Annotated in this window: 20 protein-coding genes; 8 read left to right on the top strand and 12 right to left on the bottom strand. The window is 52.3% G+C overall.

Annotation, left to right across the window (positions count from 1 at the left end):
• Positions 1-138 precede the first annotated feature (138 nt).
• Entirely contained in the window at positions 139-1497 is a 1359-nt protein-coding gene (locus LDN30_RS10195) for a porin family protein (RefSeq protein WP_223929388.1), read from the bottom strand.
• A complete protein-coding gene (locus LDN30_RS10190) occupies positions 1490-2053 on the bottom strand; it encodes an RNA polymerase sigma factor (protein WP_223926530.1) in 564 nt (187 codons plus the stop codon). Before LDN30_RS10190 ends, LDN30_RS10195 begins: the two co-directional genes overlap by 8 nt.
• A 162-nt stretch (positions 2054-2215) precedes the next feature.
• Here LDN30_RS10190 and LDN30_RS10185 point away from each other — a divergent pair, with 162 nt between their 5' ends.
• On the top strand, positions 2216-2815 hold the full coding sequence (locus tag LDN30_RS10185; protein WP_223926529.1) for a DUF4840 domain-containing protein: 600 nt from the start codon (positions 2216-2218) through the stop codon (positions 2813-2815).
• A gap of 119 nt (positions 2816-2934) precedes the next feature.
• On the opposite strand, the gene LDN30_RS16405 is transcribed toward LDN30_RS10185, so the two are convergent.
• The 4 genes from LDN30_RS16405 to LDN30_RS10170 all read right to left on the bottom strand — a co-directional run bounded on the left by LDN30_RS16405 (position 2935) and on the right by LDN30_RS10170 (position 6552).
• On the bottom strand, positions 2935-3057 hold the full coding sequence (locus LDN30_RS16405) for a hypothetical protein (protein ID WP_262901596.1): 123 nt from the start codon (positions 3055-3057) through the stop codon (positions 2935-2937).
• 362 nt (positions 3058-3419) lie between these two features.
• Positions 3420-4352: a helix-turn-helix transcriptional regulator gene (locus LDN30_RS10180; protein ID WP_223926528.1), complete on the bottom strand. Its 933-nt coding sequence runs from the start codon at positions 4350-4352 to the stop codon at positions 3420-3422.
• 91 nt (positions 4353-4443) lie between these two features.
• Entirely contained in the window at positions 4444-5676 is a 1233-nt protein-coding gene (locus LDN30_RS10175; RefSeq protein WP_223929387.1) for a MalY/PatB family protein, read from the bottom strand.
• Positions 5677-5706: 30 nt separating this feature from the next.
• Positions 5707-6552 carry a DUF3737 family protein gene (locus LDN30_RS10170; RefSeq protein ID WP_223926526.1) on the bottom strand — a complete coding sequence of 282 codons (846 nt, stop codon included), beginning with the start codon at positions 6550-6552 and terminating at the stop codon, positions 5707-5709.
• 240 nt (positions 6553-6792) lie between these two features.
• On the opposite strand from LDN30_RS10170, the gene LDN30_RS10165 reads away from it, so the two are divergent.
• Positions 6793-7161 (top strand): DMT family protein, encoded by a 369-nt coding sequence (locus LDN30_RS10165; RefSeq protein ID WP_223929450.1) that lies wholly within the window; start codon positions 6793-6795, stop codon positions 7159-7161.
• A 58-nt stretch (positions 7162-7219) separates the two neighbouring features.
• Here the strand turns inward: LDN30_RS10165 and recO are convergent, their stop codons facing one another.
• On the bottom strand, positions 7220-7945 hold the full coding sequence (recO, locus tag LDN30_RS10160) for a DNA repair protein RecO (protein WP_223926525.1): 726 nt from the start codon (positions 7943-7945) through the stop codon (positions 7220-7222).
• Positions 7946-8188: 243 nt separating this feature from the next.
• On the opposite strand from recO, the gene rpsT reads away from it, so the two are divergent.
• The 3 genes from rpsT to LDN30_RS10145 all read left to right on the top strand — a co-directional run bounded on the left by rpsT (position 8189) and on the right by LDN30_RS10145 (position 13238).
• Complete coding sequence (gene rpsT, locus LDN30_RS10155; RefSeq protein ID WP_223926524.1) at positions 8189-8443, top strand: 30S ribosomal protein S20; 255 nt, start codon at positions 8189-8191, stop codon at positions 8441-8443.
• A gap of 205 nt (positions 8444-8648) precedes the next feature.
• A complete protein-coding gene (gene gyrB, locus LDN30_RS10150; protein ID WP_223926523.1) occupies positions 8649-10622 on the top strand; it encodes a DNA topoisomerase (ATP-hydrolyzing) subunit B in 1974 nt (657 codons plus the stop codon).
• Between the two features lie 153 nt (positions 10623-10775).
• Positions 10776-13238, top strand: a complete 2463-nt coding sequence (locus tag LDN30_RS10145; protein ID WP_223929386.1) for a glycoside hydrolase family 95 protein — start codon at positions 10776-10778, stop codon at positions 13236-13238.
• A 489-nt stretch (positions 13239-13727) separates the two neighbouring features.
• On the opposite strand, the gene LDN30_RS10140 is transcribed toward LDN30_RS10145, so the two are convergent.
• From LDN30_RS10140 to gpmI, 3 genes are all read right to left on the bottom strand, one after another.
• Entirely contained in the window at positions 13728-14348 is a 621-nt protein-coding gene (locus LDN30_RS10140) for a DUF3109 family protein (RefSeq protein WP_223929385.1), read from the bottom strand.
• Between the two features lie 141 nt (positions 14349-14489).
• On the bottom strand, positions 14490-15155 hold the full coding sequence (locus LDN30_RS10135) for a uracil-DNA glycosylase (RefSeq protein ID WP_223929449.1): 666 nt from the start codon (positions 15153-15155) through the stop codon (positions 14490-14492).
• Between the two features lie 59 nt (positions 15156-15214).
• Complete coding sequence (gene gpmI / locus LDN30_RS10130; protein WP_223926520.1) at positions 15215-16732, bottom strand: 2,3-bisphosphoglycerate-independent phosphoglycerate mutase; 1518 nt, start codon at positions 16730-16732, stop codon at positions 15215-15217.
• Positions 16733-17029: 297 nt separating this feature from the next.
• On the opposite strand from gpmI, the gene LDN30_RS10125 reads away from it, so the two are divergent.
• Complete coding sequence (locus tag LDN30_RS10125; protein WP_223929384.1) at positions 17030-19372, top strand: glycoside hydrolase family 3 C-terminal domain-containing protein; 2343 nt, start codon at positions 17030-17032, stop codon at positions 19370-19372.
• 443 nt (positions 19373-19815) lie between these two features.
• On the opposite strand, the gene LDN30_RS10120 is transcribed toward LDN30_RS10125, so the two are convergent.
• On the bottom strand, positions 19816-21720 hold the full coding sequence (locus tag LDN30_RS10120) for an IS1634 family transposase (RefSeq protein ID WP_223925324.1): 1905 nt from the start codon (positions 21718-21720) through the stop codon (positions 19816-19818).
• A gap of 279 nt (positions 21721-21999) precedes the next feature.
• Positions 22000-22326, bottom strand: a complete 327-nt coding sequence (locus LDN30_RS10115) for a DUF3467 domain-containing protein (RefSeq protein WP_223929383.1) — start codon at positions 22324-22326, stop codon at positions 22000-22002.
• 149 nt (positions 22327-22475) lie between these two features.
• Between LDN30_RS10115 and LDN30_RS10110 the strand changes: the two genes are divergently transcribed.
• Positions 22476-23513 (top strand): hypothetical protein, encoded by a 1038-nt coding sequence (locus tag LDN30_RS10110; RefSeq protein WP_223929382.1) that lies wholly within the window; start codon positions 22476-22478, stop codon positions 23511-23513.
• Between the two features lie 69 nt (positions 23514-23582).
• A complete protein-coding gene (locus tag LDN30_RS10105) occupies positions 23583-24797 on the top strand; it encodes an L-serine ammonia-lyase (RefSeq protein WP_223926516.1) in 1215 nt (404 codons plus the stop codon).
• The last annotated feature ends 10 nt before the right edge of the window (positions 24798-24807 follow it).

Below are 24807 nucleotides of genomic sequence, written 5' to 3'. Positions count from 1 at the left end.
ATATAAAAAGAGCCTCCCATTTTTGGGGGCTTTTTTTGTGCCCGTAGGCGAAGAAGATTATGCTCAGCAGTCTATAGAAACTATAGAATCTATAGAAACTATAGAATCTATAGAAATCTATAAATCCTTATAGGTTAGCTATTTGCGGCGTGCAGAGCCAAGGTCGAGGCGGAGCCCGAGATTGATGGTGAACTGAGCGGGCTTGTCTTTATAGATATTCACCACCGGGGAATGATTGTCGAAGAAATACGTGAACCCCGGCTCGGCATATACGCTCATCCTGTCGGTGGCATTGTACTCTACTCCCGCCAGCCCGCTGAGGGAGTATTGCAGTCGGTGCTCGGTGATGCTCTGGTCGTGTTTTGTCGGTGTCGTTGAGCTGTAGGATACCTCCTCCACGGCGGCCTTGCCCTTTACCAACTTTGCGGCCTCACCGCCGGCAGCCATATAGACGTTGAAATTCTTCGTGCGCCACACGCTGTAGCTTACCATTATGGGCAAGCTGACGTAGTGGAGTTTCTGTTTCGAAAACGACTCCTTCGGCAATCCTTTCTCCGTTATGGCCGACGAGAGATAGCTGTAGTTCACTCCTGTCATAACGCTCCAGCGGTTGTCTATATCATATCGCAGACTGACACCTAATTTCACCGGCATATCATGATGCGCGGTCGTCGTTGCTGGCATTGCAGCCTTCGACAGCGCACCGTCGTTGGGAATTTCTTGCAGACCGAAACACACCGGGTCGGAGGCCACATTGGCTGCCACAATGCCCTGACCACTGCTTGCCGTGCCCATACCGGTATAATTCATCGCTAACGCCATACCGTTCCGGCGACCCGAAACGGCCGTGGTGGCATCGCTGCTCTTAGCATACCAATTTGTTGTTCTGTTGCTCCTACTTTCCTTTATTGCCGCCGGAGCCATAAGCGTTGAAGGCCGTTGCGCTGTTGCTTCGCTCTCTGCCTCACTGCCAAGAACTTCATTGTCAGGCTCTATCGTCGCTCCGTCGTCATCATTATCCTCATTCTTGCTGGCCATAGCCATCAATTTTCCATCTGATACCATGCCGTCAGCAACCACGGTTGCCTCTGTTTTCCCGCCGACAGCCCCGGCTATGCGTTGCATCGCGGCTGCAACGGCTCCGCCTATGGTCCTCCTGCCGTTTGCCGAGGAACCGCCCTCGGTCGTTTCGGCCATCATTTTACGCTCAGCAGTGTGCGCTTGGCTTTCAGACTGGTGCCCCGTAACGGCCACTGACGGCGTTTCGCCGACTGGCCACACCATCCTGACGACAAGCACGATCATTGCCGCCACGGCTGCTGCCACGGCCATGCGACGCGTCCAGACAACCGTCATCCTCCGGTGGTCGCCACCGGCCACGACATCCCTTTGCGCCATCTCCCTCTTGATGTCGCCGAGGAGACCCTCCGGAGCCTTCCGTCTGTAGGCGTCGGCCTTCCGTCTGAGGTCGTCAGTCCATTTCGTTTCCTTATCCATTCTTCCTCCTATACTCGTTTATCATTCTTGCCAGCATCCTCTTTGCCTTGAAAAACTGCGATGCCGATGTGCTCGGTGTGATGCCAAGTTCGTCAGCGATCTCCTTGTGGCTCATGCCTTCGATGGCAAAGAGGTTGAACACCACGCGATAACCTTCGGGCAGCCGCGCCACCATACCCATGAGCGTAGCCGCGTCGATGCCCTCCGTTGCCGGCGTGTCGTCGGCAGTGTCGGGGGTATCGCCGTTTATCGGTGTCTCGGCAGCCGCCGCGTTCCGTCGCAGAAACGTCAGCGACTCGTTGACGACGATGCGCGTCATCCATGCCTTCAGCGACCCCCGACCGCGGTATTCGAAGCTGCCGATGCGTGTGAAAATCTTGATGAAAGCCTCCTGGAGCACATCTTTCATATCGTCGTCGTTGCCCACATAGCGGTAGCAGACACCGGCCAGATAGTCGGCATATTCGGCATACAGACGGTCCATGGCAGAAGCATCGCCCCTGTCGAAAAGCCCTAACAGCTGTTTCTCCTTGTCTGCACCCAGAATTCTTATCATCGTTTTCACCTATTTAAATGCAAAGATAGGGGAACATTGCCTGCTTTTGGTGACGTTAACGTTCTTTAACCCGCCATGCAGGCAATATCGTCGTTCTCACTGCATTTATGTGGTGAAAACATTCGAGTCAAAGAATAATAAACAAATAAACAAAAAGCAATTATGAAGAAACTGAAATTGATTTCATTGATGTTGGTCTGCCTTGCAGCCGTGAGTGTCACCTTCACCTCGTGTAACGACGATGACGACAATGTGCGAACCTTAACTCCTGAGGAGAGGGCTGCGGCGTTCAATCAGGTGCGCGGTACCCACAGCGGCTATCTCTACTACAACAAAGTTGACGCATCAACATCAAAGACCAGCCTCGACAGTGTGGCCATCAGTTGGACTATCGCTTCCGACAGCGTCATGACCATCAAGGACTTCCCCATCAGCGTTATTGGCAAGTACGTCAGCGATACCGCCGTCAGCAAGGCCTTCAGCCAGCTGCCTCCGCAGGACATGAAGTGCTACATCGGCTTCACCAATGTGTCGCCGGTGGCATTCCTCATCAATCCCGTGACCCCTCAGGTGCAGCTCACCTATGGTGGTGCTACGCATAAGGTTATGGTGCCGTTCTACGTCAATACGGCCTACTCTTACGGACAGATTAACAGTCAGAACAAACTGCGCTTGCAGATTATAGCCGGTGGAATCTTCGCCGACGGAACGCAGACCGAATGGCTCACGAGTGCCGTTCCATTCGTGTTATTGGGCAAGTAAGCTGTGGCATCGGCTGTCATACGGCAGTCGCACGACATCCGGCAATGAAAAAGGGTGCCCAACCTCTGTGGTCGGGCACCCTTATGCTTTCTCTCTTTTTTCAACTGAGTGAATCCGAATTACTTTCCGTTCTTCATTGTCGATGCTGAAATCTCATGACGGCTTGCCATCATGCGCGCAATGCGAGCATCGGTATCGCTCTGTTCTGCGACGTTGTAAATGATAAGTTTCTTGTTCGTCATAACTTTCTCTTTTTGTTTTCTATCCTGAATAAGCATCCCACCAATGGTGTTTTGCTGTGGCAAAGTTACAAACGTATTGCCCGTTTTCAATGAATCTTTATTGAATATTAATCCCGAAATCCAACTTTATTGAGATAAATCAATAAATCACAGGTAAAGATTGCAATCGTTTGACAAGCGTTTTATGTAAAAATAATTCAGAATCGTCAATCTTACTTGTCTGTTTCTGTAAGTCACTGATAATCAGTCACTTTGCAATATATGCCATTTTGCGTTGCAAAACAGGCCGTTTCGCAAGCTAAAACGGACCGTTTTGCAGTATAAAACGGACCGTTTCAGAACGCAAAACGGCCGATACAGTTTTATTCTTTTGTTTTGTCAAGATTATTCTTATTATACATCTTTTCTATCTTCTCCCTGATGTAAGCTTTGAACGAGTCGCAGCCAAGGACCTCAATGTCGTCGTACAGGCCGATGACGAAGCGTCCTACACCACGATAATCGCACACGACGAGCTCGAGAATCCAGTGGCTCGGGTCGTCGCCGTCGGGCTTTATGTTCCGGCTTGCCTGCGGATACTCCTCCAGGAAGAGGTTGTGGGCCAGCAGTCCGAGGCGCAGTCTGACGGTGTAGTGCTGCTCGCCGCTGAACATGAAGATGTCGGTGTAGATCTGCCGGTGCTCGGCCTCGTTAGCCCAGTGGTCGGTGAGCACCTCCACATCGGCAATCCTCGCCACCTTGAACGTCTTGTTCATCGATGTCGTCAGCTCGTAGCAGCGTACGTCGCGGTTGCTGTTCATCATCAGGAACGGTTCGACGATGCGGTCCTTAACGGTGTGGCTGTGAGGCGACGAGTAGTCGATGAGTCTCACGGTGAACTTATGCTGGATGGCATTAGTGAGCTTACGGAGAATCATGTTCTGCCTTCTCATCTCAGGAACGCTGTCCACCTTCGTGATGTTGTAGGCGGCTTCAAATTTCTGCCGCAGCGAGTTTATCGCTCCGTTGCCGTTGCCCACCATGATGAGCAGACTGCGAAGGGTGGTCAGTTCATCGTCGGTGAGGCGCATCGATTCGGCGATTTTGGCTATCCACGGCGACCGTCGGTCTATGTGATATGATTTGTTCTCGGATTTGAAGACGTCAAATCCATTTTCGCGCAGGAATCCTGCAAGGTAATAAAAATTTCGTCGCGAGATACTGAGTTTCTCGCAAATCTCATCCAGCCCGTAGTCGTTGCCGTCGAGGAGGAGCTGGATGAGGTTCAGAATATTCTTTGATGCATCGTTTCGCATGGTGCCTGTTATCTTTACTTTGGTGCAAAGATAGCAAGTTTTAGCGACAGCGATGCACAAATATTTCTTTTTTCTACTGTTTTGATGTTAACTAATGTTTAATCATCAGTTGGTTTTTCGCGATGAGAGGCTTTATTGTGGCTACAATCCTTTGCAGTCCCTCGATCATCGTTTTCCGCGGGCAGGCGATGTTTATTCGTATGAAGTCGCGGCCCGTCGTCTGTCCGTACATTGTCCCGGCACTAATCATCACGTGCCCGTCGTGGAGCAACCGGTCGGCGAGAGTCGTCGAGTCGAGACCCGTTGCCGATATGTCGACCCACACGAGATAGGTGCCCTCAAGACTCGTAACTTTCAGTTGCGGCACCTCGCGGCCGAAGTATTCGAGCAGCCAGCGGTAGTTGTCCGATATATAAACGTTCAGCGCGTCGAGCCATTCCTCACTTTCATTATAGGCGGCCTCGAGGGCGGCGGGTCCGAAGGGGTTGACGTCGCACACCTCGAAGATGTTTATAATGCGGTCGATGCGCCGCCGCCATTCGTCGTTGCGGCAGATGATGTTTGCAATCTGGAGTCCGGCGATGTTGAAACTCTTCGATGGCGAGTTGAGGGTCACCACATTCCGCTCGCACTCCTCGCTGACGGCGGCGAAGGGTGTGAACTTATGGCCGGGCATGACGAGCTCACAGTGGATTTCGTCGCTGACCACCTTCACGCCGTGCTTCATGCAGATGTCGTTCATCTTCCGCAGTTCCTCCGGTGTCCAAACCCTTCCCGTGGGGTTGTGGGGGTTGCAGAGGACGAACAGAGTGGTCTTCTCCTCGGCACATTTAGCCTCGAAGTCCTGCCAGTCCATGACGTATCTGCCATTTTGTCGGATTAGCGCTGTCTCGAGAATCTGACAGCCCTGGTTGCGTATCGACGAGAAGAAGCAGTTGTAGGCGGGACTCTGGATGAGCACGTTGTCGCCGGGAATCGTCAGCGCCTTTATCGTTGCCGACAGTGCCGGCACCACACCGCTGGTGTAGATTATCCACTGCCGGTCGATGTGCCAGTCGTGGCGCCGGTCGAACCACCGCACTATGGCATCGTAGTAGCTGTCGGGTACCTGCTCATAACCATAGATGCCGTGCTCCACGCGGCGCCGCAGGGCCTCCCTGATGGCTGGTGCGGCGACGAAGTCCATGTCGGCCACCCACATCGGGATGACATCGTCGTCGGCAGCGGCATCCCATTTCATGCTTCCGCTGCCACGGCGTCGGACGATGGTGTCGAACCATTCGTTGTGGCGGCAGTCAGTATTCTTGTCGTTGTTGATATTCATTTCCTACCTTATATAATATGTGGATTGGGCTTATTTCGTCTCCTCGATGACGGTGTCGTGACCTTTGGCAAACTCGTTGTAGGTCACCGACCCAATCTTCTCGGCTGTGATGTGGCCCGATATCGGGTTCTTGATGTTCGTTATGCTGCCTTTAATCTTGGCGTCGATGTTCGTGCAGTCCTCGAAAGCACGGTCGCAGGCGGCATCGAAAGTGCAGTCGCGCAGCACGATGTTGTCGGAGTAGCACAACGGCTGCTCGCCGCTGATGTGGCAGCGGACGAGAGTGATGTTCTTCGAGTGCCATGCCAGATACTCGCCGTCGAGCTCGGAGTCGTACACGGTCACGTTGTCGCACTCCCAGAACGAGTCCTTGGTGGTGATTTTGGCGTTGTGGATCTCTACGTTCTGGCAGTACTGGAACACGTATTTCGAGTCGCTGACGAGGCCGTCGACGTAGATGTTCTTCGAGAACATGAACGGATAAGTGCCTCCGTGGAGCTCTACGTTCTTCAGCTTCAGACCGTCGATGCGCCAGAATGTCTCGTCGGCATCGTTGATTTTCACGTTCTCAAGGCTGACATTCTTCATCTCGCGGAAGAGCTTCGGCGCGTCGATGACCGTATCCTTCATCACCATGTCGTTGCTGTACCATATTGCCGAACGCGATTTCGGGTCGAAATAGCAGTTGGTTATCACGCTTCCGTCGACGTGCCACCAGGGGTATTTGCCGTAGAATTTGGAGTTGTTACACTCTATGTTGCGGCACATCTTTATTCCTGATTCGCCGTCGGTGATGGTTATATTGTCGAGTTTCGTGTCGTGAATGCCGAAAAGCGGGCGCTCACCGCCAAACTGTCTGTCCTTGATTATTTCCATAAGTTCTATTTGTAATATGTTGTTTTTTCTTTCGATTGCAAAAGTACAAACATTATACCAAACTGCGCTTACCCACATTTATTATTGTATTACCATTATTACTTTTCCTTCCTGTGGACGCTGTTGGGCGAAATTGTGGTTGGGGTCTGGCAGGGTGGTGACCTAAGAAGATTCTTCTCCAATAGCTCGCGGTTCGGAAAAAATGTGTAATTTTGCGGCCGCTAAGAAACAATAAATATGATTCAGGGAATAGAAACAGTAGTTTTGCTCTTCGTGAGCAATATCTTTATGACTCTGGCCTGGTACGGTCATCTGCGCCTTCAGCAGTCGGGTGTCAGCAGCAACTGGCCGCTGATGGGTGTCGTTGTGTTCTCGTGGGGCATCGCCTTCTTCGAGTATTGCTTTCAGGTACCCGCCAACCGCCTGGGATTCAGCGGCAACGGCGGTCCGTTCTCGCTCGTTCAGCTGAAGGTTATCCAGGAGTGCGTGTCGCTGATAGTCTTTGCCACTGTCGCCAATATCCTCTTTCAGGGTCAGACGCTCCACTGGAATCATGCTGCGGCGTTCCTCTGCCTCGTCGCCGCAGTCTATTTTGTGTTCATGGAGTGAGCCTGATGGCTGTGAGTAATGAGTAGTGGGGTGGGGTGGAGCCGCTCTTCTCGGATTCTTAATCGAACAGCTCCTTCAGCACCGCGAGACTTTTCATCTCCGGCATGTCGGCCACGTGCAGCCGGTAGAAGAGCAGGATGATGTCGGTGATGCGGTTGCGCTGTGAGCGGTTCATGCGGAAAACGTGCATGTTGCTGTAGCTCATACGCATAAGGGTGCACACTTGTCTGGCCTCGGCAGCCTTCAGCACGTCGTTGTGGAGCGGTGCCACGGTGGTGAAACGGGCCTCGCGGAGGTCGAAAAGACACCCCTCGCAATAGTCGTCGAGGTTGGGCCAGAAACCGATGAAGCGACTCAGCCGCATCATGAACACCAGATGGAAATTGGCATAGCCGCTGTCGGCATCGTCGAGCCACCGCAGACTCGACACTATATACTCGAAAAGCGGGGTGTTGCGCTGCTCGTCACGGGTGACGTAAGAGAGGAATTCAGCAAGGAATATTGCCGTCGCAATCTTTGGAGCGACAGCCGGAATGGTGATGTAAGGAACCGCGATGGCTATGTCGCGGATTCGCTGCAGCGACGAACGCTGGCGGTAGTCGAAGACAAGGGAGAGAATCGTCAGAGGCTGGAAGAGCTGCTTCTTGAGCTTGCCCTTCTGAGTCTTGGGCGTGCGGACGAGAAAAGACACCCGTCCCATCTGCTCGGTGAGCATGTCGACAATGAGCGACGAGTCGCCGTATTTTATCGTCCGTAATACTACAGCTGTGGTTTTTACATCCATATAAGAGCCAAAAATATATGCAAAAGTACAAATTTACAGTCATTTACGAAAATTTATTCTGTAAAATTTGGTCATTTCCAATAATATAAGTACCTTTGCACCCGCAAAAAAATAGCGTCGCTCCCTTCGTCTATCGGTTAGGACGAGAGATTTTCATTCTCTAAAGAGCAGTTCGATTCTGCTAGGGAGTACTCATGACTTTATAGTCGGTAAACGTAGAAATATAAAAAATAGACATAGAAGATGGCAAATCACAAATCAAATCTTAAGAGAATCCGCCAGGACAAGAAGAAGGCTCTGCATAATAAGTACTATGCAAAGACTATGCGTAATGCAGTGCGCAAACTGCGTGCCGTTACAGACAAGGACGAGGCAGTAAAGCTCTATCCTTCTGTTCAGAAAATGCTTGACAAGCTGACAAAGACCAACATCATCCACAAGAACAAGGCAGCTAACCTGAAGTCAAGCCTGAGCCGTCATATCGCAGCTCTGGGATAACCTCTCGTTGAAGTTAAAGTCATAGCATTAAAAATATAGTCTGGGGTCGTATTCCACATCGGAATACGGCCCTTGTTCTTTATGTGTAAGTCGTATTCTACATAGGATTGTGGCCTATGTTCTTTTTACATAATTAAACACAGCAAAATTTCCAAACCTCAACAATTTTTCGTATCTTTGCAACTATAAACTGAATCTAATAAAAATGGCAGCAGATAAAGAGGCCGAAGAGAACTATTCGGCGAAAAATATACAAGTCCTTGAGGGCTTGGAGGCAGTGCGCAAGCGCCCTGCCATGTATATTGGAGACATCTCGGAGAAGGGTCTCCATCATCTCATCAACGAGACTGTTGACAACTCTATCGATGAGGCTATGGCAGGCTTCTGCCAGAACATCGAGGTTACTATCGGTGTCGACGGCTCATGTACCGTCGAGGACGATGGTCGCGGTATTCCTGTCGATGAGCACAAAAAGTTGCACAAGAGTGCCCTGGAGGTCGTTATGACGGTCCTCCATGCCGGTGGTAAGTTCGACAAAGGCTCATATAAGGTCAGCGGCGGACTCCATGGTGTCGGTGTGAGCTGTGTGAACGCTCTCTCCACACACATGAAATCGCAGGTCTTCCGCGACGGAAAGATCTACCAGCAGGAGTACGAGAAAGGAAAGCCTCTGTATCCCGTGAAGGTCGTCGGCGATACCGACCGCACCGGCACACGGCAGCAGTTCTGGCCCGATCCAACCATCTTCACCACAACAACATTCAAGTGGGACATCGTGGCGCGACGTATGCGTGAGCTCGCTTACCTCAATGCTGGTATCCGCATCACGCTCACCGACCTGCGTCCCGACCCTGAAACGGGTAAGACACGCACCGAGGTGTTCCATGCCAAGGACGGTCTGAAGGAGTTTGTCCGCTATATCGACCGTCACCGCACACACCTCTTCGACGATGTCATCTACCTCAAGACAGAGAAGCAGGGAGTGCCTATCGAGGTGGCGATAATGTATAACACTGATTATACGGAGAACCTGCACTCTTATGTCAATAATATTAACACCATTGAGGGTGGTACCCACGTCACGGGATTCCGCATTGCGCTGACCCGTACGCTCAAGGCTTATGCCGATCATGACCCGCAGATATCGAAGCAGATAGAGAAGGCGAAGATCGAAATCAGCGGTGAGGACTTCCGTGAGGGTCTCACTGCCGTCATCTCCATCAAGGTGGCAGAACCTCAGTTTGAGGGTCAGACAAAGACAAAGCTCGGCAACAGTGAGGTGGCCGGAGCCGTGCAGCAGGCTGTCGGTGAGGCTCTTACCGACTATCTCGAGGAGCATCCCGAGGAGGCTAAGCTCATCTGCAATAAGGTTATCCTCGCTGCCACAGCACGTATTGCTGCCCGCAAGGCACGTGAGAGCGTACAGCGCAAGAGCGTTATGAGCGGTGGCGGACTGCCCGGAAAGCTTGCCGACTGCTCAAACAAGGACCCGAAGAAGTGTGAAATCTTCCTCGTCGAGGGTGATTCGGCCGGTGGCTCGGCAAAGCAGGGCCGCGACCGGTACACACAGGCTATCCTCCCACTGAGAGGAAAAATCCTCAACGTCGAGAAGGTTCAGCGCCACCGCGTCTTCGAGGCTGAGTCGGTGATGAACATCATCCAGTCGATAGGAGTACGGTTCGGTGTCGACGACAACGATTCCTTTGAGTGCAACACCGACAAACTGCGCTACGACAAGATAATAATCATGACCGATGCCGATGTCGATGGCTCTCACATCGACACGCTTATCATGACGCTCTTCTACCGTTACATGCCTAAGGTTATTGAGGAGGGACATCTGTACATCGCTACTCCGCCTCTCTACAAGTGCACGTACAAGAAGATTAGCGAGTACTGCTACACCGACCAGCAACGTCAGGCTTTCCTCGACAAGTACGGCGGGGGCGTGGAAGACGGCAAGACGCTCCACACGCAGCGATACAAAGGTCTCGGTGAGATGAACCCCGAGCAGCTTTGGGAGACGACCATGGACCCGAAGAAGCGTCTGCTCAAGCAGGTGTCCATCGAGAATGCGGCTGATGCCGATGAGGTTTTCTCAATGCTTATGGGCGACGATGTTGAACCGCGACGGGAATTCATCGAGCAAAACGCTACTTACGCTAACATTGACGCATAACAATATAGTCGGGGGGACGGTCGTGACAGCATGACCGTCCCCTTCTTGATGATTACTTCTTGATGATTACTTTTTCTGAAATATAAACAAAAGCCACTCTTGTGAGAGACATTGGTGGCTGTGAATGACTTAACTAATATAGCCTGCTTTAACATGAAAAAACTTATTCTTCTTACACTGACGTTACTGTGGCTCTCGGCTTCAGCACAAGTCGACTGCAAGCAACAGCCAATGCGGCTATGGTATGACAAACCGGCGAGATACTTCGAGGAGAGTCTGCCCATAGGAAACGGAAAGATTGGCGGACTCATCTATGGCGATCCTGCCGACGACATCATCAATCTCAACGACATTACCTACTGGACAGGAGGCCCCGTCGACAACGGGGAAGGCTTCGGAGCGTCTAAGTGGGTGGCCGAAATAAGGAAGGCACTCTTCAACGAGGACTATCGTCTGGCCGATTCTCTGCAACATTATCTGCAAGGAGGAGAGAGTGCCGATTACCAGCCGGTCGGAACACTGCACATTATCGGTGATAATAAAGCGCCGGTGACCGACTATAAGCGCACGCTCGATATCGACAGCAGTCTCGTGCACATCGATTACACACAGGGCGGGGTGCGGTATCACCGTGAATATTTTGCTACATTCCCAGACCGATTGATTGCTATCCGCCTCACCGCCGACAAGCCCGCGAGCATCAACACTAAGGTTATGCTCACCGCTCTCGTCCCCCACAACGTAAAAGCCAGCGACAAGCAGCTCACAATGATTGGTCATGCTATGGGCGATGAGCTGGAAACGATACACTCGTGCACCGTCCTGCTGCTCAATAACGATGGCGGAACCGTCAGCGGAGCCGACAGTACGCTGACCGTCAGCGGCGCAAACGCTGTCACCATCTATCTCGTCAACGAGACAAGCTTTGGCGGTGCACGCGCGAAACCGATAACCACGGGCTCGGACTATATCGAGAAAGCCACCGACGAGGCATGGCACACGAAGAACGTCACCTACAAAATGATTCGCGACCGCCACGTCAGCGACTATCAGCGGTTCTACGATAGGGTGAAGTTCCGGCTCGGTTATCAGCAGTGCGACAACACGAAACCGACCGACAAACTGCTCAAGGAGTACACCGCACGCACCGAGAAAGCCCTTGGTAATGAAGGTGCTGCTGCCACTAATGGTCAGACTCCGTCGAACGCTCTGTCCTCGATATCAGGCCCCGAGGATGCCGACGACGACGCACTGGAAACGCTTTATTTCCAGTATGGTCGCTATCTGCTCATCTCCAGCTCGCGCTACCAGAACTCACCAGTAATGCTGCAAGGATTGTGGTCGCCATATCTCTACTCGCCATGGCACGGCAACTACACCATGAACATCAATCTCGAGGAGTGCTACTGGCCTGCTGAGGCCGTCAACCTGTCGGAAATGACAAAGCCTTTGGAGGGATTTGTCTCGTCGCTGCGCGATAATGGCATCTACACGGCTCGCAACTACTACGGCATCAACGACGGATGGTGCTGCTGTCACAACAGCGACATCTGGGCAAAGACATCGCCCGTCGGTGGCGGTAAGCAGGACCCGAAGTGGTGCAACTGGAATATGGGAGGCGCATGGGTGGTCAGTGCCGTCTGGGACCACTACCTCTACACCAACGACAAGAACTACCTGCGCCGTAAAGCATTCCCGCTTATGAAGGGCGCGGCGGAGTTCTGCTCCGAGTGGCTGGTAAGGAATCCTAACAAACCCGATGAGCTTATCACTGCCCCGAGCACGAGTCCGGAGGCCGAATATATCACCGATAAAGGCTATAAGGGTGCCACCTGCTATGGCGGAACGTCCGACCTTGCCATCATCCGCGAGCTCTTTGTCAACGTTCTTGCCGCGGCTGATGTACTCGACATTAAGAATGACTTCACGAAGAAGATTGCCAAACAACTTGAGGAGCTCCATCCTTACACCGTAGGGAAGAACGGCGACCTCAACGAATGGTATTACGACTGGGATGATGCCGACGTCCACCACCGCCATCAGAGCCATCTCTATGGACTGTATCCCGGTCATACGCTGCCACCGGAGCTCTACGACGCTGCCCGGCGGACCCTCGAGATGCGGGGAGACGAGAGCACGGGATGGAGCACGGGATGGAGGATAAACCTATGGGCACGTCTCGGCGACGGCAATCATGCTTATCGCCTCTACCGTTACCTGCTGCGCTACGTGTCGCCACAGGACTATAACGGTCCCGATGCCGTCCATCGTGGAGGCACCTATCCTAATCTCTTCGATGCCCATCCGCCATTTCAGATTGACGGAAACTTCGGAGGAACAGCCGGAGTCTGCGAGATGCTCGTCAGAAGCACACCCGACGGAATCACCCTTCTGCCCGCTCTGCCCGACGAATGGAAGGACGGAGCCATTACTGGCATACGTCTGCGCGGCCACTATGTCGTGGATATGGAATGGAAGAACGGCAAGGTGACGAACTATACCATCACCAGCAAGGAGCCTCTGAGCGCTGTCGTGAAGGTCAACGGACATACGAAGAAACTGAAACTGAAGAAACGTGGAAACGAGATGCTATATTCTGTCTCCAACGTCTTCTGATGGAATGATATTCTACACCCCTTTGAGGCTGAAACCCTAACATCGTCAATGCTCTCGCGGGGTGCTGAACGCGCTCCCCGCAGGGCGTTGATGATATGTAAGATATTGGACATCGGATACCTCCGTGCATTAATGGCAAAAGCACTCCGCATGTATATGCGTGCCGTTTGGCATCCTTGTTGGCATATATAATAAGGTGTAACCTGATAACCCGTATGACCGAACAACGATGTAAAGTCCCGTCATAATCTTATTTGTTGCGGTTTTTTGTTATTTCGGTTGCAAAGTTACAAAATAATTTTCCCGAATCCAAATTTCCGGGGTATAGAAAGGAGGGTAGAATGGGGTATAGAAAGGAGGGTAGTCTGCTGACGATTATCCTGCCGGATACCAATTTCTGACCCTTTATGTGGAGCGTAATGCCTTGGCTATAAAGTTAGTCTGTTGCTTTAAACTGATTCTGTCGGCCTATCCCAACGCCCGCAGGGCTTAAAATCCGAGCTGGGCAGCCACCTCGCAGAGCTCGTCGTACCATTCCTTACCGAACCGTCGGATGAGCGGATCCTTGAGAAATTTATATACCGGCAGGTTTAGTTCGCGCCCTTTTTCTACCGCTGGCTTGCATACTTTCCACCGGTTGTAGTTGATGCCGCAAAGCCCATGGCCAAAGTCTTTTACGCGGATGGGGTAAAGGGCGCAGGAAATCGGTTTAACGAACTTTGTCTTTCCGTTCCTGAAAGCACACTCCAAGGCACACAGACAGCAATTTTCCACCACATTGCCCTCGTCGTCGGTAATGTCGTCGTAGCGCGTGAAAACGCAGTCGCGGCCCCCGACAATGCTTGTCACCAAGTCGCCCTCAACATCAGTGTAGGCCACACCCTGCTTGTCGATGACGCTCTGCGCTGATGCCGACAGGTCGTTCCACACGTCGTCGAGCACGTTTTCTATCGCCATCGTCTCGTCGAGGGTCACCGGAGCACCCGCATCACCCTCTATGCAGCACTCCCCCTTGCATTTGGAGAGGTCGCAGCAGAATTTCTCAGTGAAGATATCGGGCGACACTAACACATTGCCAATCTGTAAAATATGTAGAGATTGCTTATCCATTGTCCTTTGTTTGCACTTTCAACACGACTGATTGTATCTGCTGCTGAATTGTAATTGCTGAATAATGTATAATCGTCTGACCATCAATCGATTATTGTTGATGAGTCATCACACCATAGTTTCTGGCAGCAGTTGTCGCGTTTACCATTTTATCGGTTCCTCGCCATTGCTCACGAGATAGTCGTTGCAGCGCGAGAACTGGTGGTTGCCGAACCATCCCCCGCGGTTTGCCGACAGCGGTGAGGGGTGTACGCTCTCGAGAACGAGATTTTTCGTGCGGTCGATGAGATATTCCTTCGATTTTGCGAACCCTCCCCAGAGCATGTATACGATATGCTCGCGGCGGGCGTTGAGAGCCCTTATTGCTGCGTCGGTGAACGTCTGCCATCCTAACCGCTGGTGGCTGTTGGCCTGATGGGCGCGCACCGTCAGTGTGGCGTTGAGCAGCAGCACTCCCTGTTCGGCCCATCGCGTGAGGTCGCCGTTATGTGGCATCGGTGTGCCGAGGTCCATTTCTATCTCCTTGAAGATGTTTTGCAGCGACGGCGGCATGGCCACACCATCGGGAACGGAGAAACTCAGCCCCATGGCCTGCCCCATCTCGTGGTAGGGGTCCTGACCGATAATCACCACCTTCACCTTGTCGAAAGGACAGAGGTTGAACGCGTTGAAGATGAGTTTTCCCGGCGGGTAGCACTCGTTGTTGAGATATTCCTGGTGCACAACCCTCGTGAGGTCGACGAAATACTGCTTGTCGAACTCATCACCTAATACTTTTTTCCACGATTCTTCTATCCTTACATCCATGGCATAAAAATCCGGTCGTCCTTCCATAGTGACGGAAGGCGACCGGAAATGATTTCGTTTTAGTCGTTAATAAGATTCTCACCTGTCATATCGTCGGGCTGTGGCAGTCCCATGATATGGAGTATTGACGGAGCCACATCGGCCAGACGACCGTCCTTCACCGTTGCCGAGTTGTTGTCGGTGACGTAGATGAACGGAACCGGGTTCAGCGAGTGCTGAGTGTTCGGCGTTCCATCCTCGTTGATGGCGTGGTCGGCATTGCCGTGGTCGGCGATAATCAAGGCCTCGTAGCCGTTGGCCTTTGCAGCCTCAATGACGTCGTGAACGCAGTGGTCGACGGCTGTAACTGCCTTAGCAATAGCGTTATAGACACCCGTGTGGCCGACCATATCACCATTGGCGAAGTTCACGACGATGAAGTCGTACTGCTGAGTGTTGATGGCACCGACGAGCTTGTCCTTAACCTCGTAGGCACTCATCTCCGGCTTGAGGTCGTAGGTAGCCACCTTCGGCGAAGCCACCAGAATGCGGTCCTCGCCCGGGAACGGCTCCTCGCGACCGCCGTTGAAGAAGAATGTTACGTGGGCATACTTCTCTGTCTCGGCTGTGTGGAGCTGGCGCAGACCCTTTCCGCTGAGATATTCGGCGAGCGTGTCCTTGACATCCTCCTTCGGGAAGAGCACGGTGACGTTCTTGAAGTTCGGGTCGTAAGGAGTCATCGTGAAGTAGTGCAGGTCCTTGACGGTGTGCATACCCTCGTCGGGCATGTCCTCCTGGGTGAGCACCTGGGTGAGCTCCTTGGCGCGGTCGTTACGGAAATTGATGAAGATGACAGCGTCGCCCTCACCGATAGTACCGTCGACGGTAGCGTTGTGGATTGGCTTGATGAACTCATCGGTGACGTCGTCGTCGTAGCTCTCCTGCATAGCCTGCACCATATCGGTGGCCTGCTTGCCTTTTCCGTTGACTATCAGGTCGTAACCCTCCTTTACGCGATTCCAGCGGTGGTCGCGGTCCATGGCGTAGAAGCGGCCGATGATTGATGCGATGTGCGCGCCGTTGGCCTCACACGTCTTTGTCAGGTCCTCGATGAATCCCTTTCCGCTGTGCGGGTCGGTGTCGCGGCCGTCCATGAAGCAGTGTACGAATACATTTTTCAGACCGTACTCCTTACCAATTTCGACGAGTTTCTTGAGGTGGTCGAAGCTGGAGTGCACGCCGCCTGTCGATGTCAGACCCATGATGTGGAGCTTCTTTCCGCTCTCCTTGGCGTAGCTGTAGGCAGCCACGATGCCCGGATTCTTCATTATTGAGCCGTCCTTGATGGCGTTGTTAATCTTCACGAGGTCCTGGAAGACCACGCGTCCGGCACCGATATTGAGGTGGCCGACCTCCGAGTTACCCATCTGACCGTCGGGAAGACCTACATTCTCGCCGCTGGCCTGCAGCTGTGAGTGAGCCGACACGGCGTTGAGATAGTCCAAATACGGGGTCGGGGTGTTGTAGATAACGTCACCACGGCCTTTGTCACCGATTCCCCATCCGTCGAGAATCATTAATAGCGCTTTCTTTGCCATAATAGTATATGTTTTAAAATTTTAAGTCTTGTCTTACTGTTGACCTGAAAAGCCATGCAAAGATACAAAAAGTTAGTCAATGGATAATGAAATGATTGCAGTTTTTTCATATCGCGCGGCATAAAAATGGTTAATGATTTCCCGACATGCTAAAACGGCCCCTTTGCCGGTGTCGGAAAATGGCACTCGGTGGCCGGTCCTTTTTTATAAATAATCTAAATGAATGGGCGGGGTGTTTGGATATGAAGGAAATAATGACTAAATTTGCACCGACCAATAACTAACAATAACACTTGTATGCATAACAAAAGACCTCTAATAGCTTTTGCCACATTGCTATTATCAACATCCATTATGGCACAACCTGCACCACAACTCAACGCCGGCAACATCGATGATGTGCTCAAGGCGATGACGCTCGAGGAGAAAGCCCAGCTCCTCGTCGGCGACGGCAACGACGGTTTCATCGGGTCCGGCGCCATGCTCGGCCATCAGGCCAAACTCGTAGCCGGTGCCGCCGGACAGACGGTGGCCATCAAGCGCTTGGGCATCCCCGCGACGGTCGTCAGCGACGGTCCTGCCGGCATCCACATCGACCCCATCCGCAAGGGAACGTCGCAGACTTTCTACGCCACGGGATTCCCCATCGGCACCTGTCTGGCCTCGACATGGAACCCTCAGCTCGTCTATCAGGTGGGCAGAGCCATGGGCGAGGAAGGACTCGAATATGGTGTTGACGTCATTCTCGGCCCCGGAATGAACATCCAGCGCAATCCCCTCGGCGGCCGCAACTTCGAATACTACTCCGAGGACCCACTCCTCAACGGCACCATCGGTGCTGCCATGGTCAACGGCATCCAGAGCATGGGCATCGGCACCAGCCCTAAGCACTTCGCCGTGAACAGTCAGGAGACCGACCGCACACGTGTCGACGAGCGTGTCAGCCAGAGGGCCCTGCGCGAAATCTACCTCCGCGGCTTCGAGAAGATGGTGCGCGAGGCCCAGCCTTGGACCGTCATGTCGTCGTACAACAAGATTAACGGCGTCTACTCGCAGGGCAATCACGACCTGCTCACAACCGTCCTCCGCGACGAGTGGGGATTCAAGGGCATCGTCATGACCGACTGGATTGGCGAGCGCGACGACCTGCCCGTGGCCGACGAGGTGCATGCCGGCAACGACCTGATGATGCCGGGCTACCCCGTGCAGACAAAGGACATCATCGACGGCGTGAAGAGCGGGAAGATAGACATCAAGGATGTCGACCGCAACGTCCGCAAGATGCTCGAATATATCGTCAAGACCCCATCATTCCGGAAATATAAGTTCACCAACAACCCCGACCTCAAGGGCCATGCTGCCGTCACACGCCAGACCTCTGCCGAGGGTATGGTGCTGCTCCAGAACCGCGGTGGTGTGCTGCCCATCCGCAATCTGAAGACCGTTGCCCTCTTCGGCGTCAACAGCTACGACTTCCTCAGCGGCGGTCTCGGTTCGGGATGCGTCAATGTTCCTTATGTCGTCGACATGGTTCAGGGACTGAAGAATATCGGGGTGGCCACCACACCGGCCCTCACCGACATCTACGAGAAGTACGTGCCCTACGCCAAGGCCAAGCTCGCTGCCGACAAGAACCCTGAGATGTGGTTCCTCAACCAGGGTCAGCCGAAACTCGACGAGATTGACATCACCGACCGTCTGACGCGCCATGAGGCCCAGCAGGCCGACGCTGCCATCATCACCCTCGGCCGTCAGTCGGGTGAGGGCATCGACCGCGAGGTGTCGGAATTCAATATCACTGAGAAAGAGCGTGAGATGATCAGCCACGTCAGCGACATCTTCCACAGTCAGGGTAAGCCCGTCATTGTCATCCTCAACAGCGGATGGTCGATGGAGACAGCCAGCTGGCGCGACCGCGTCGACGCTATCCTCGTGGCGTGGGAGCCCGGTGAGGAGGGTGGCAACAGCGTTGCCGATGTGCTCACGGGAAAAGTCTGTCCCAGCGGTCACCTCACAGCCACATGGCCCGTGTCCATCGGCGATGACCCCTCGACAGCTAACTTCCCACAGCAGCCCGACTACTATGGTCTCACGGATAAGTTTGCGAGAGGTGCTTTGAAGGGAGTGAACTACTCGAACCACGACGAGGACATATTTGTCGGTTACCGCTACTACGACACCTTCCACAAGACGGTGGCTTATCCATTCGGTTTCGGACTCAGCTACACCACGTTCGCCTTCAGCGGACTGAAGGTTAAGAAGCAGGGCAACGACGTCGTCGTCAGCGTCAGCGTCAAGAACACCGGTCGCACTGCCGGAAAGCAGGTGGCTCAGGTGTACGTCACGGCACCCAAGGGCAACCTCGAGAAACCTGCCAAGGAACTCAAGGCTTTCGCCAAGACCAAGGAGCTGCGCCCCGGACAGAGCGAGACTCTCACGATGACTATTCCCGTGCGCGACCTGGCATCGTTCGATTCGGCCGACAGTCAGTGGATTGTTGAGCCGGGCACGTATGCGTTCCTCGTCGGCGACAATGTTGAAAACATCGCTGAGGTCACGGGTCTGACCCTCGACAAGTACACCGAGAAGGTCAACAACGCACTGCCGTTAAAGGCCAGTTTGAATCTCTTACATAGGTGATTCTAATCATCTCGCGATAGATAAGGGGTGCCCGGCATAGGGCACCCCTTTCTCGTTACCGGTCGTCCGCAGCGGGTTCTTACTGCCGACGGGCAGTGGTTCAAATTGCGAAAAATATTAACACGAATCCAATATGTACCGTTTTGCGTTCCGAAACGGTCCGTTTCGCATCCTAAAACGGTCTGTTTTAGCGTCCGAAATGGACCGTTTTAGAACGCCAAATGGCATGTATTGCTATGTGCTTGTGACTGAGGTGCTTACAAGAGTAGACTGGTTGGTGTTTTGTTTTGAAATATTCTTACATATAAGTAGATGCTCTAATCGTGCCTTTCGTGTCATTCGTGCATCTGATAATCAGAATAGGAATTTATGTTTTAACCCAACTTTGACATCGTATTTTGCTTAGTTGTTCTGTATCAGCAATTTAGTGTTTTTAAAAAGTCCTACTGTGTTCTACAGATTTTTATTTTTTTAAATGGCACTTTACTGATTTTCAACAACTCGTAGATTTCAGCTGCACTATCTGTAGGCACACTGCACAGTCTGGTCTCGACAGCCTCTCCAAGCGCATTTACTGCTGTGGTAGTAACTGCTTTTTGAGTCTTCATGATCCGCATGATCTCCGACCAGTACGGTGTCGAACGCTCCCGCCCATGCTCATCCTTGCCTTGCTTTCGCCGGGCAACCTTCATCTGATGGCGCACGGTGTTTACTATCCAGTAAGCCAGCAGCCCTAAGAAAAGGTGTGCGTCTGCCCTATTGTCAGTCTGGTGGTATATGGGCCTGAGGCTGAGGTCGGTTTTGAGCTGCCGGTTGGAGCATTCTATTTCACGTATAAGATTATAGTAGTTCCAGGTCGTTTCCTCATCTAATTTCTTCACATTGGTTCTGAGGAAGTATGTTCCGTATTCCACCTTGTCCGGGATGTTGACCTCCCATGTCATAGAAGCGACTTTGTCGTGTCCGTCATCCTCAACTTTTATATTGTAATATCGGCTTATAGAGGGATATTTTCCTTGCAGGGCACCGATCCTGTTTTGTACCTTGCCGTAGTTTTTTATCCCGTGTTTTGATTGGGTACTCTTTCTGATTTTTTTCAACCCTTCCTCAAAACGCTCACGGAATTTGCGGTTCATGGATTCTTCCTTCAACGCTTTTGCAGGAGAGTCTATTTTGAGGTAACAGTCGTCATTCTTGGCCGTTGTTACGCGTTGAAGCGTTATCTCGCGCTTCAAGCAATCGCAAACTGTGACTTTGGGAGCATTCTCGGGGGTGGTGTATTCGGTAAGAGCTTTGCGGGATACACAAAGATAGTTGTATCCTTTGTCCCTTATAGTCTTGAGGTTATCTTCAGTTGAGATACCTGCGTCAATGACTACAAGCACTCCCTCGTTATCGGGACATTTGGCCGGATTCTCAGCAATAAGCTCGTCCACCATGTTGGGAAGTGACTTTGGATCGGCGGTATTGCCTTCCAGTACCGCACTGTAACGTATGAAGCCGTCAGTATTGATGCATAGCGCGAGGACAAGCAGCTTGCAGTCGCTGCGTTTCTCCTTTGAACGGCCAAAGGCAGCCTTCTTGCTGCCGGTCTTGCGTCCCTCAAAATAAAAGTTGGTGAGATCGAAGAGCATAATGCGGTTGGTCGGTTTGAAGAGGTCGTCGGTCTTGTGGCAAAGATACTTCTCAAGCTTATCCTTTATGGAATAAAGGTCATCGGCAACTCGATATATCCTCCTTGGAGTTATTTTGGCCATAGGAAGGTCAAGGAGTTCGCACACTGCAGAGTTCTCTTTTATAATGGATATTGACTTTAATTCGGACGGAGTATAGGCCGCCCTCGTAATAAGATGGGCCAAAGTGACCTTCACCTTGTCCTCAGACCATCCCAAAGAACGGAGAAATGTATCCAGACCAAGTTTACGAATCGTTTGCAGGCATAGCCATTCGCAGCCGACTTCCCTTGCGTCTGTATGCCTCATAGTGTCAACATCTATCCGTTTCCTGGCCTTGGACTTGCTTCTCTCGTAGGCGTTGCCCACAATATCAAGTTTTTCCTCCTCGACAAGTCTGGCCCAGTACGCATGCACTCTGTCACGAACCACTTCCGAGTAACCTTGCAGTTTCTCATCCCAAAGTTGGACATCCTTCTGGTGATTGTACAGATACGTCAGTCCACGCGCAACATCTCTTATCTGCTCTGGGGATAGGTCATGTATAAACCCGACATTGAGCAATATCAAAGTACATACCCTACCGCTGGCATCGCGATAGGACTCCTTCAGACGGTAATACTTCTCGTCTTTACACGTCTGTGGGTTGTAACGTATTTGGGACGTAAAATTCATGCCGCAAAGATAAGCAATCCCTACGACATTGCTGTGTTCTACATTGCGATTTTGAGCAGTTTGACCACGCAAACCCCTATAAACACTGGAAAAAATTCTGAAAAAAAACATTAGAGCGTCAAACTTGGGTTAATAAAAAAGTGATGAAGTTGGGAAATGGCTTCGGAACACGTGCTTGTATTATATGACGATGCCATATACAACGATTAACGGGCATAATGGACCTCGTTCATTGCTGAGCGGGGTTCATTATGCCCGTTAACCCGAAAGGTGCGGCCCTTAGGCGTCGCCCTTAGGAGTGCCGAAAGGGGCGATGGTGCGCGGAGGCATGTTGCCACCGGGCTCGGTGATGCGGCCGAACTCCTTCTCGTAGCGCTGGATATTCTCGTTGAGAGCACCGAGGAGACGCTTTGCCACCTGCGGAGTCATGATAATGCGAGAGTTGACCTGAGCCTGAGGCTGGCCGGGAAGCATGTTTGCGAAGTCGATGACGAACTCCGTAGGAGCATGCGACACGATCTGAAAGTTAGAGTATACACCTTTTGCAACCTCCGGAGAAAGGGAGATCTGCATCTGCTGCTGTTCTTGATTGTTGTCTTTTGCCATAATTGCTTGTTTTGTTATGATTAATTTCTTAGCGAGCACAAAAATAATGTTTTTTGCTCAGAAAAACGAAAGACAAAAGCAAATAATGAAAAAAAATGCATACATTTGCAGTATTAATATAATGTGTCACTCTTTCGACAGTACAAAACATGAGAAAAGTTATCTTCATTCTCGTCGCTCTGTTGGCAGCAGCCCTTCAGGGACGGGCACAGACACAGGCCATCACCGCCGGTGAGGACTCCACAATCAATGTCGTTGCGTGGTTCAACAAGAACGACACCACGGAGTATGTCTACACGAAATCGGACGTTCTCGTTTCCGACGGCGATACCACCCGCACCGGCAATACCGAGGAGATGTTCCGCCTTGTCGTTGCCGATTCAACCTCCGACGGCTACCGTCTGAAGTTTGAGCCGATATCGTGGAAGTCGGACAACAGCAAGGACTCGCTCAAGAGCAGTCTGATGTGGGCCGCGAAGAGTCAGGCTCCGGTTGTTTTCGACACGAACGAATATGGCAAAATCGAACGTTTGGAGAAGTGGCGCGATGTCCGCGACAAGGCTATCCCGGCCATAACGGGATACTTCGAGAAGCTCTATGCAAAGAATCCGGCCATCGACTCGATTATGCCTAAGAAGAACTACCTTAGCTTGCTGAGGCTCGGTTTCAACAACGAGGATGCCATCAGGGAAATGTACTCGGAGGTGACCGGTCTGTTTTCCTGCCACGGCAAAGCCTTTAATATAGGTATGACGAACGACGAGGACTCGACGACGGGCTATCCCACTCATCTGACGACGATTGTGAGCTACGAGGATGTCGACACCACCGATGCCGAGTCGTACCTCGGCGACTATTTCATACGCAACAGTTCCATCGTCACAATACCCTCCGACGAGGCCAAGGCTCTGACAAATTCGCTCTTGGGCACTATATTATCGAAGGATTTCTCTGATAAGACCGAGTCGTTCATCAACGACAGTATCGACATGCCGATGGAGTTACGGTTGCTCACCGACTACCATTTCTTCTACTCCGGATGGCCGAAACTCGTTCGTAAACAGACGATTGTCAAGGTGGGAGAGATATGGACTAACGTGGCCACGGAGACGATAGAATGGAACCGTTACCGCTGGAATGAGCCCGACGACGACCAGCCCGATGGAGGCGGTCAGACCGATTTGTAATCAACAGACTATCAGGATAATAACCAAAACACAATAAGACAAGCACAGAAATAACCGTTCAACACAACAATGGACTCAATACGAAACATATATAGAATAGGTAAAGGACCGTCGAGCAGCCACACTATGGGCCCGGAGCGCGCGGCCAAGATTTTCCTTCAGCGTCACCCCGAGGCCTCGCGCTTCAAGGTCGTCCTTTACGGCAGTCTCGCTGCCACCGGCAAAGGCCACATGACCGACGTCGCTATCAAGGATGTCTTAGAGAAGGTCGCTCCGGTGTACATCGACTGGGAACCTCATATTTTTCTCCCTTTCCACCCCAACGGAATGAAGTTCTTCTCCGTTGACCAGCAGGGAATTACCAACGACTCGTGGACCGTCTACAGTATCGGTGGCGGCGCGCTGTCGGAAGGTAAGGGCGAGGACGATTATTTCTACGAGAAGTCAATCTATCCCCTCACCAAACTCAAGGATATCAAGCAGTGGTGTGATGAGAACGGCCGCGGTTACTGGGAGTACGTGGAGCAGTATGAGGACGGCGGGCTGTGGGACTATCTGCGCGAGGTGTGGATGACGATGACCAAGGCGGTGGCCCGCGGCATCAATCACGAGGGTGCACTGCCCGGTCCGCTGAGTCTGGCACGGAAAGCCCCTACATATTATATTAAGGCGCGCGCCTACCGCGAGGAGCTGAAGGCCCGTTCCATGGTCTTCGCCTATGCACTCGCTGTCAGTGAGGAGAATGCCGCCGGCGGAACCATTGTCACTGCACCAACGTGCGGCGCATGTGGTGTGGTGCCCGGGGTGCTCGTCAATCTTGCCGAGACTCATCATTTCAATGAGGAACGGATACTCCACGCCCTGGCCACAGCGGGACTCATCGGCAATCTCATCAAGGAGAACGCTTCAATCTCCGGAGCAGAGGTCGGATGCCAGGGCGAGGTGGGAGCGGCATGCGCCATGGCTGCGGCGGCGGCCTGTCAGATTTTCGGAGGCACACCGTCGCAGATTGAGTATGCCGCTGAAATGGGCCTCGAGCATCACCTTGGAATGACCTGCGACCCCGTTTGCGGTCTCGTGCAGATTCCGTGTATCGAGCGAAACGCTTTTGCCGCCTGCCGCGCTCTCGACGCTCAGCTCTACGCTATCATCAGCGACGGCAATCACCGGGTGTCGTTCGACAGGGTGGTGAACGTCATGAACCAGACCGGTCACGACCTCCCGTCGCTGTATAAGGAAACGAGTGCGGGAGGACTGGCGAAGGGATTCAAGACCCGGCCTTAACACGTTGTTG

Source organism: Prevotella lacticifex, from assembly GCF_019973375.1.
GTDB classification, from domain to species: domain Bacteria; phylum Bacteroidota; class Bacteroidia; order Bacteroidales; family Bacteroidaceae; genus Prevotella; species Prevotella lacticifex.
This window is presented reverse-complemented; position numbering and strand designations above follow the sequence as displayed.

Bases quoted from the DNA above. Each gene is read 5' to 3' on its own strand.
- LDN30_RS10195 (WP_223929388.1), bottom strand. From the start codon at position 1,497: ATGGATAAGGAAACGAAATGGACTGACGACCTCAGACGGAAGGCCGAC.
- LDN30_RS10190 (WP_223926530.1), bottom strand. From the start codon at position 2,053: ATGATAAGAATTCTGGGTGCAGACAAGGAGAAACAGCTGTTAGGGCTT.
- LDN30_RS10185 (WP_223926529.1), top strand. From the start codon at position 2,216: ATGAAGAAACTGAAATTGATTTCATTGATGTTGGTCTGCCTTGCAGCC.
- LDN30_RS16405 (WP_262901596.1), bottom strand. From the start codon at position 3,057: ATGACGAACAAGAAACTTATCATTTACAACGTCGCAGAACAGAGCGAT.
- LDN30_RS10180 (WP_223926528.1), bottom strand. From the start codon at position 4,352: ATGCGAAACGATGCATCAAAGAATATTCTGAACCTCATCCAGCTCCTC.
- LDN30_RS10175 (WP_223929387.1), bottom strand. From the start codon at position 5,676: ATGAATATCAACAACGACAAGAATACTGACTGCCGCCACAACGAATGG.
- LDN30_RS10170 (WP_223926526.1), bottom strand. From the start codon at position 6,552: ATGGAAATAATCAAGGACAGACAGTTTGGCGGTGAGCGCCCGCTTTTC.
- recO (WP_223926525.1), bottom strand. From the start codon at position 7,945: ATGGATGTAAAAACCACAGCTGTAGTATTACGGACGATAAAATACGGC.
- rpsT (WP_223926524.1), top strand. From the start codon at position 8,189: ATGGCAAATCACAAATCAAATCTTAAGAGAATCCGCCAGGACAAGAAG.
- gyrB (WP_223926523.1), top strand. From the start codon at position 8,649: ATGGCAGCAGATAAAGAGGCCGAAGAGAACTATTCGGCGAAAAATATA.
- LDN30_RS10145 (WP_223929386.1), top strand. From the start codon at position 10,776: ATGAAAAAACTTATTCTTCTTACACTGACGTTACTGTGGCTCTCGGCT.
- LDN30_RS10140 (WP_223929385.1), bottom strand. From the start codon at position 14,348: ATGGATAAGCAATCTCTACATATTTTACAGATTGGCAATGTGTTAGTG.
- LDN30_RS10135 (WP_223929449.1), bottom strand. From the start codon at position 15,155: ATGGATGTAAGGATAGAAGAATCGTGGAAAAAAGTATTAGGTGATGAG.
- gpmI (WP_223926520.1), bottom strand. From the start codon at position 16,732: ATGGCAAAGAAAGCGCTATTAATGATTCTCGACGGATGGGGAATCGGT.
- LDN30_RS10125 (WP_223929384.1), top strand. From the start codon at position 17,030: ATGCATAACAAAAGACCTCTAATAGCTTTTGCCACATTGCTATTATCA.
- LDN30_RS10120 (WP_223925324.1), bottom strand. From the start codon at position 21,720: ATGAATTTTACGTCCCAAATACGTTACAACCCACAGACGTGTAAAGAC.
- LDN30_RS10115 (WP_223929383.1), bottom strand. From the start codon at position 22,326: ATGGCAAAAGACAACAATCAAGAACAGCAGCAGATGCAGATCTCCCTT.
- LDN30_RS10110 (WP_223929382.1), top strand. From the start codon at position 22,476: ATGAGAAAAGTTATCTTCATTCTCGTCGCTCTGTTGGCAGCAGCCCTT.
- LDN30_RS10105 (WP_223926516.1), top strand. From the start codon at position 23,583: ATGGACTCAATACGAAACATATATAGAATAGGTAAAGGACCGTCGAGC.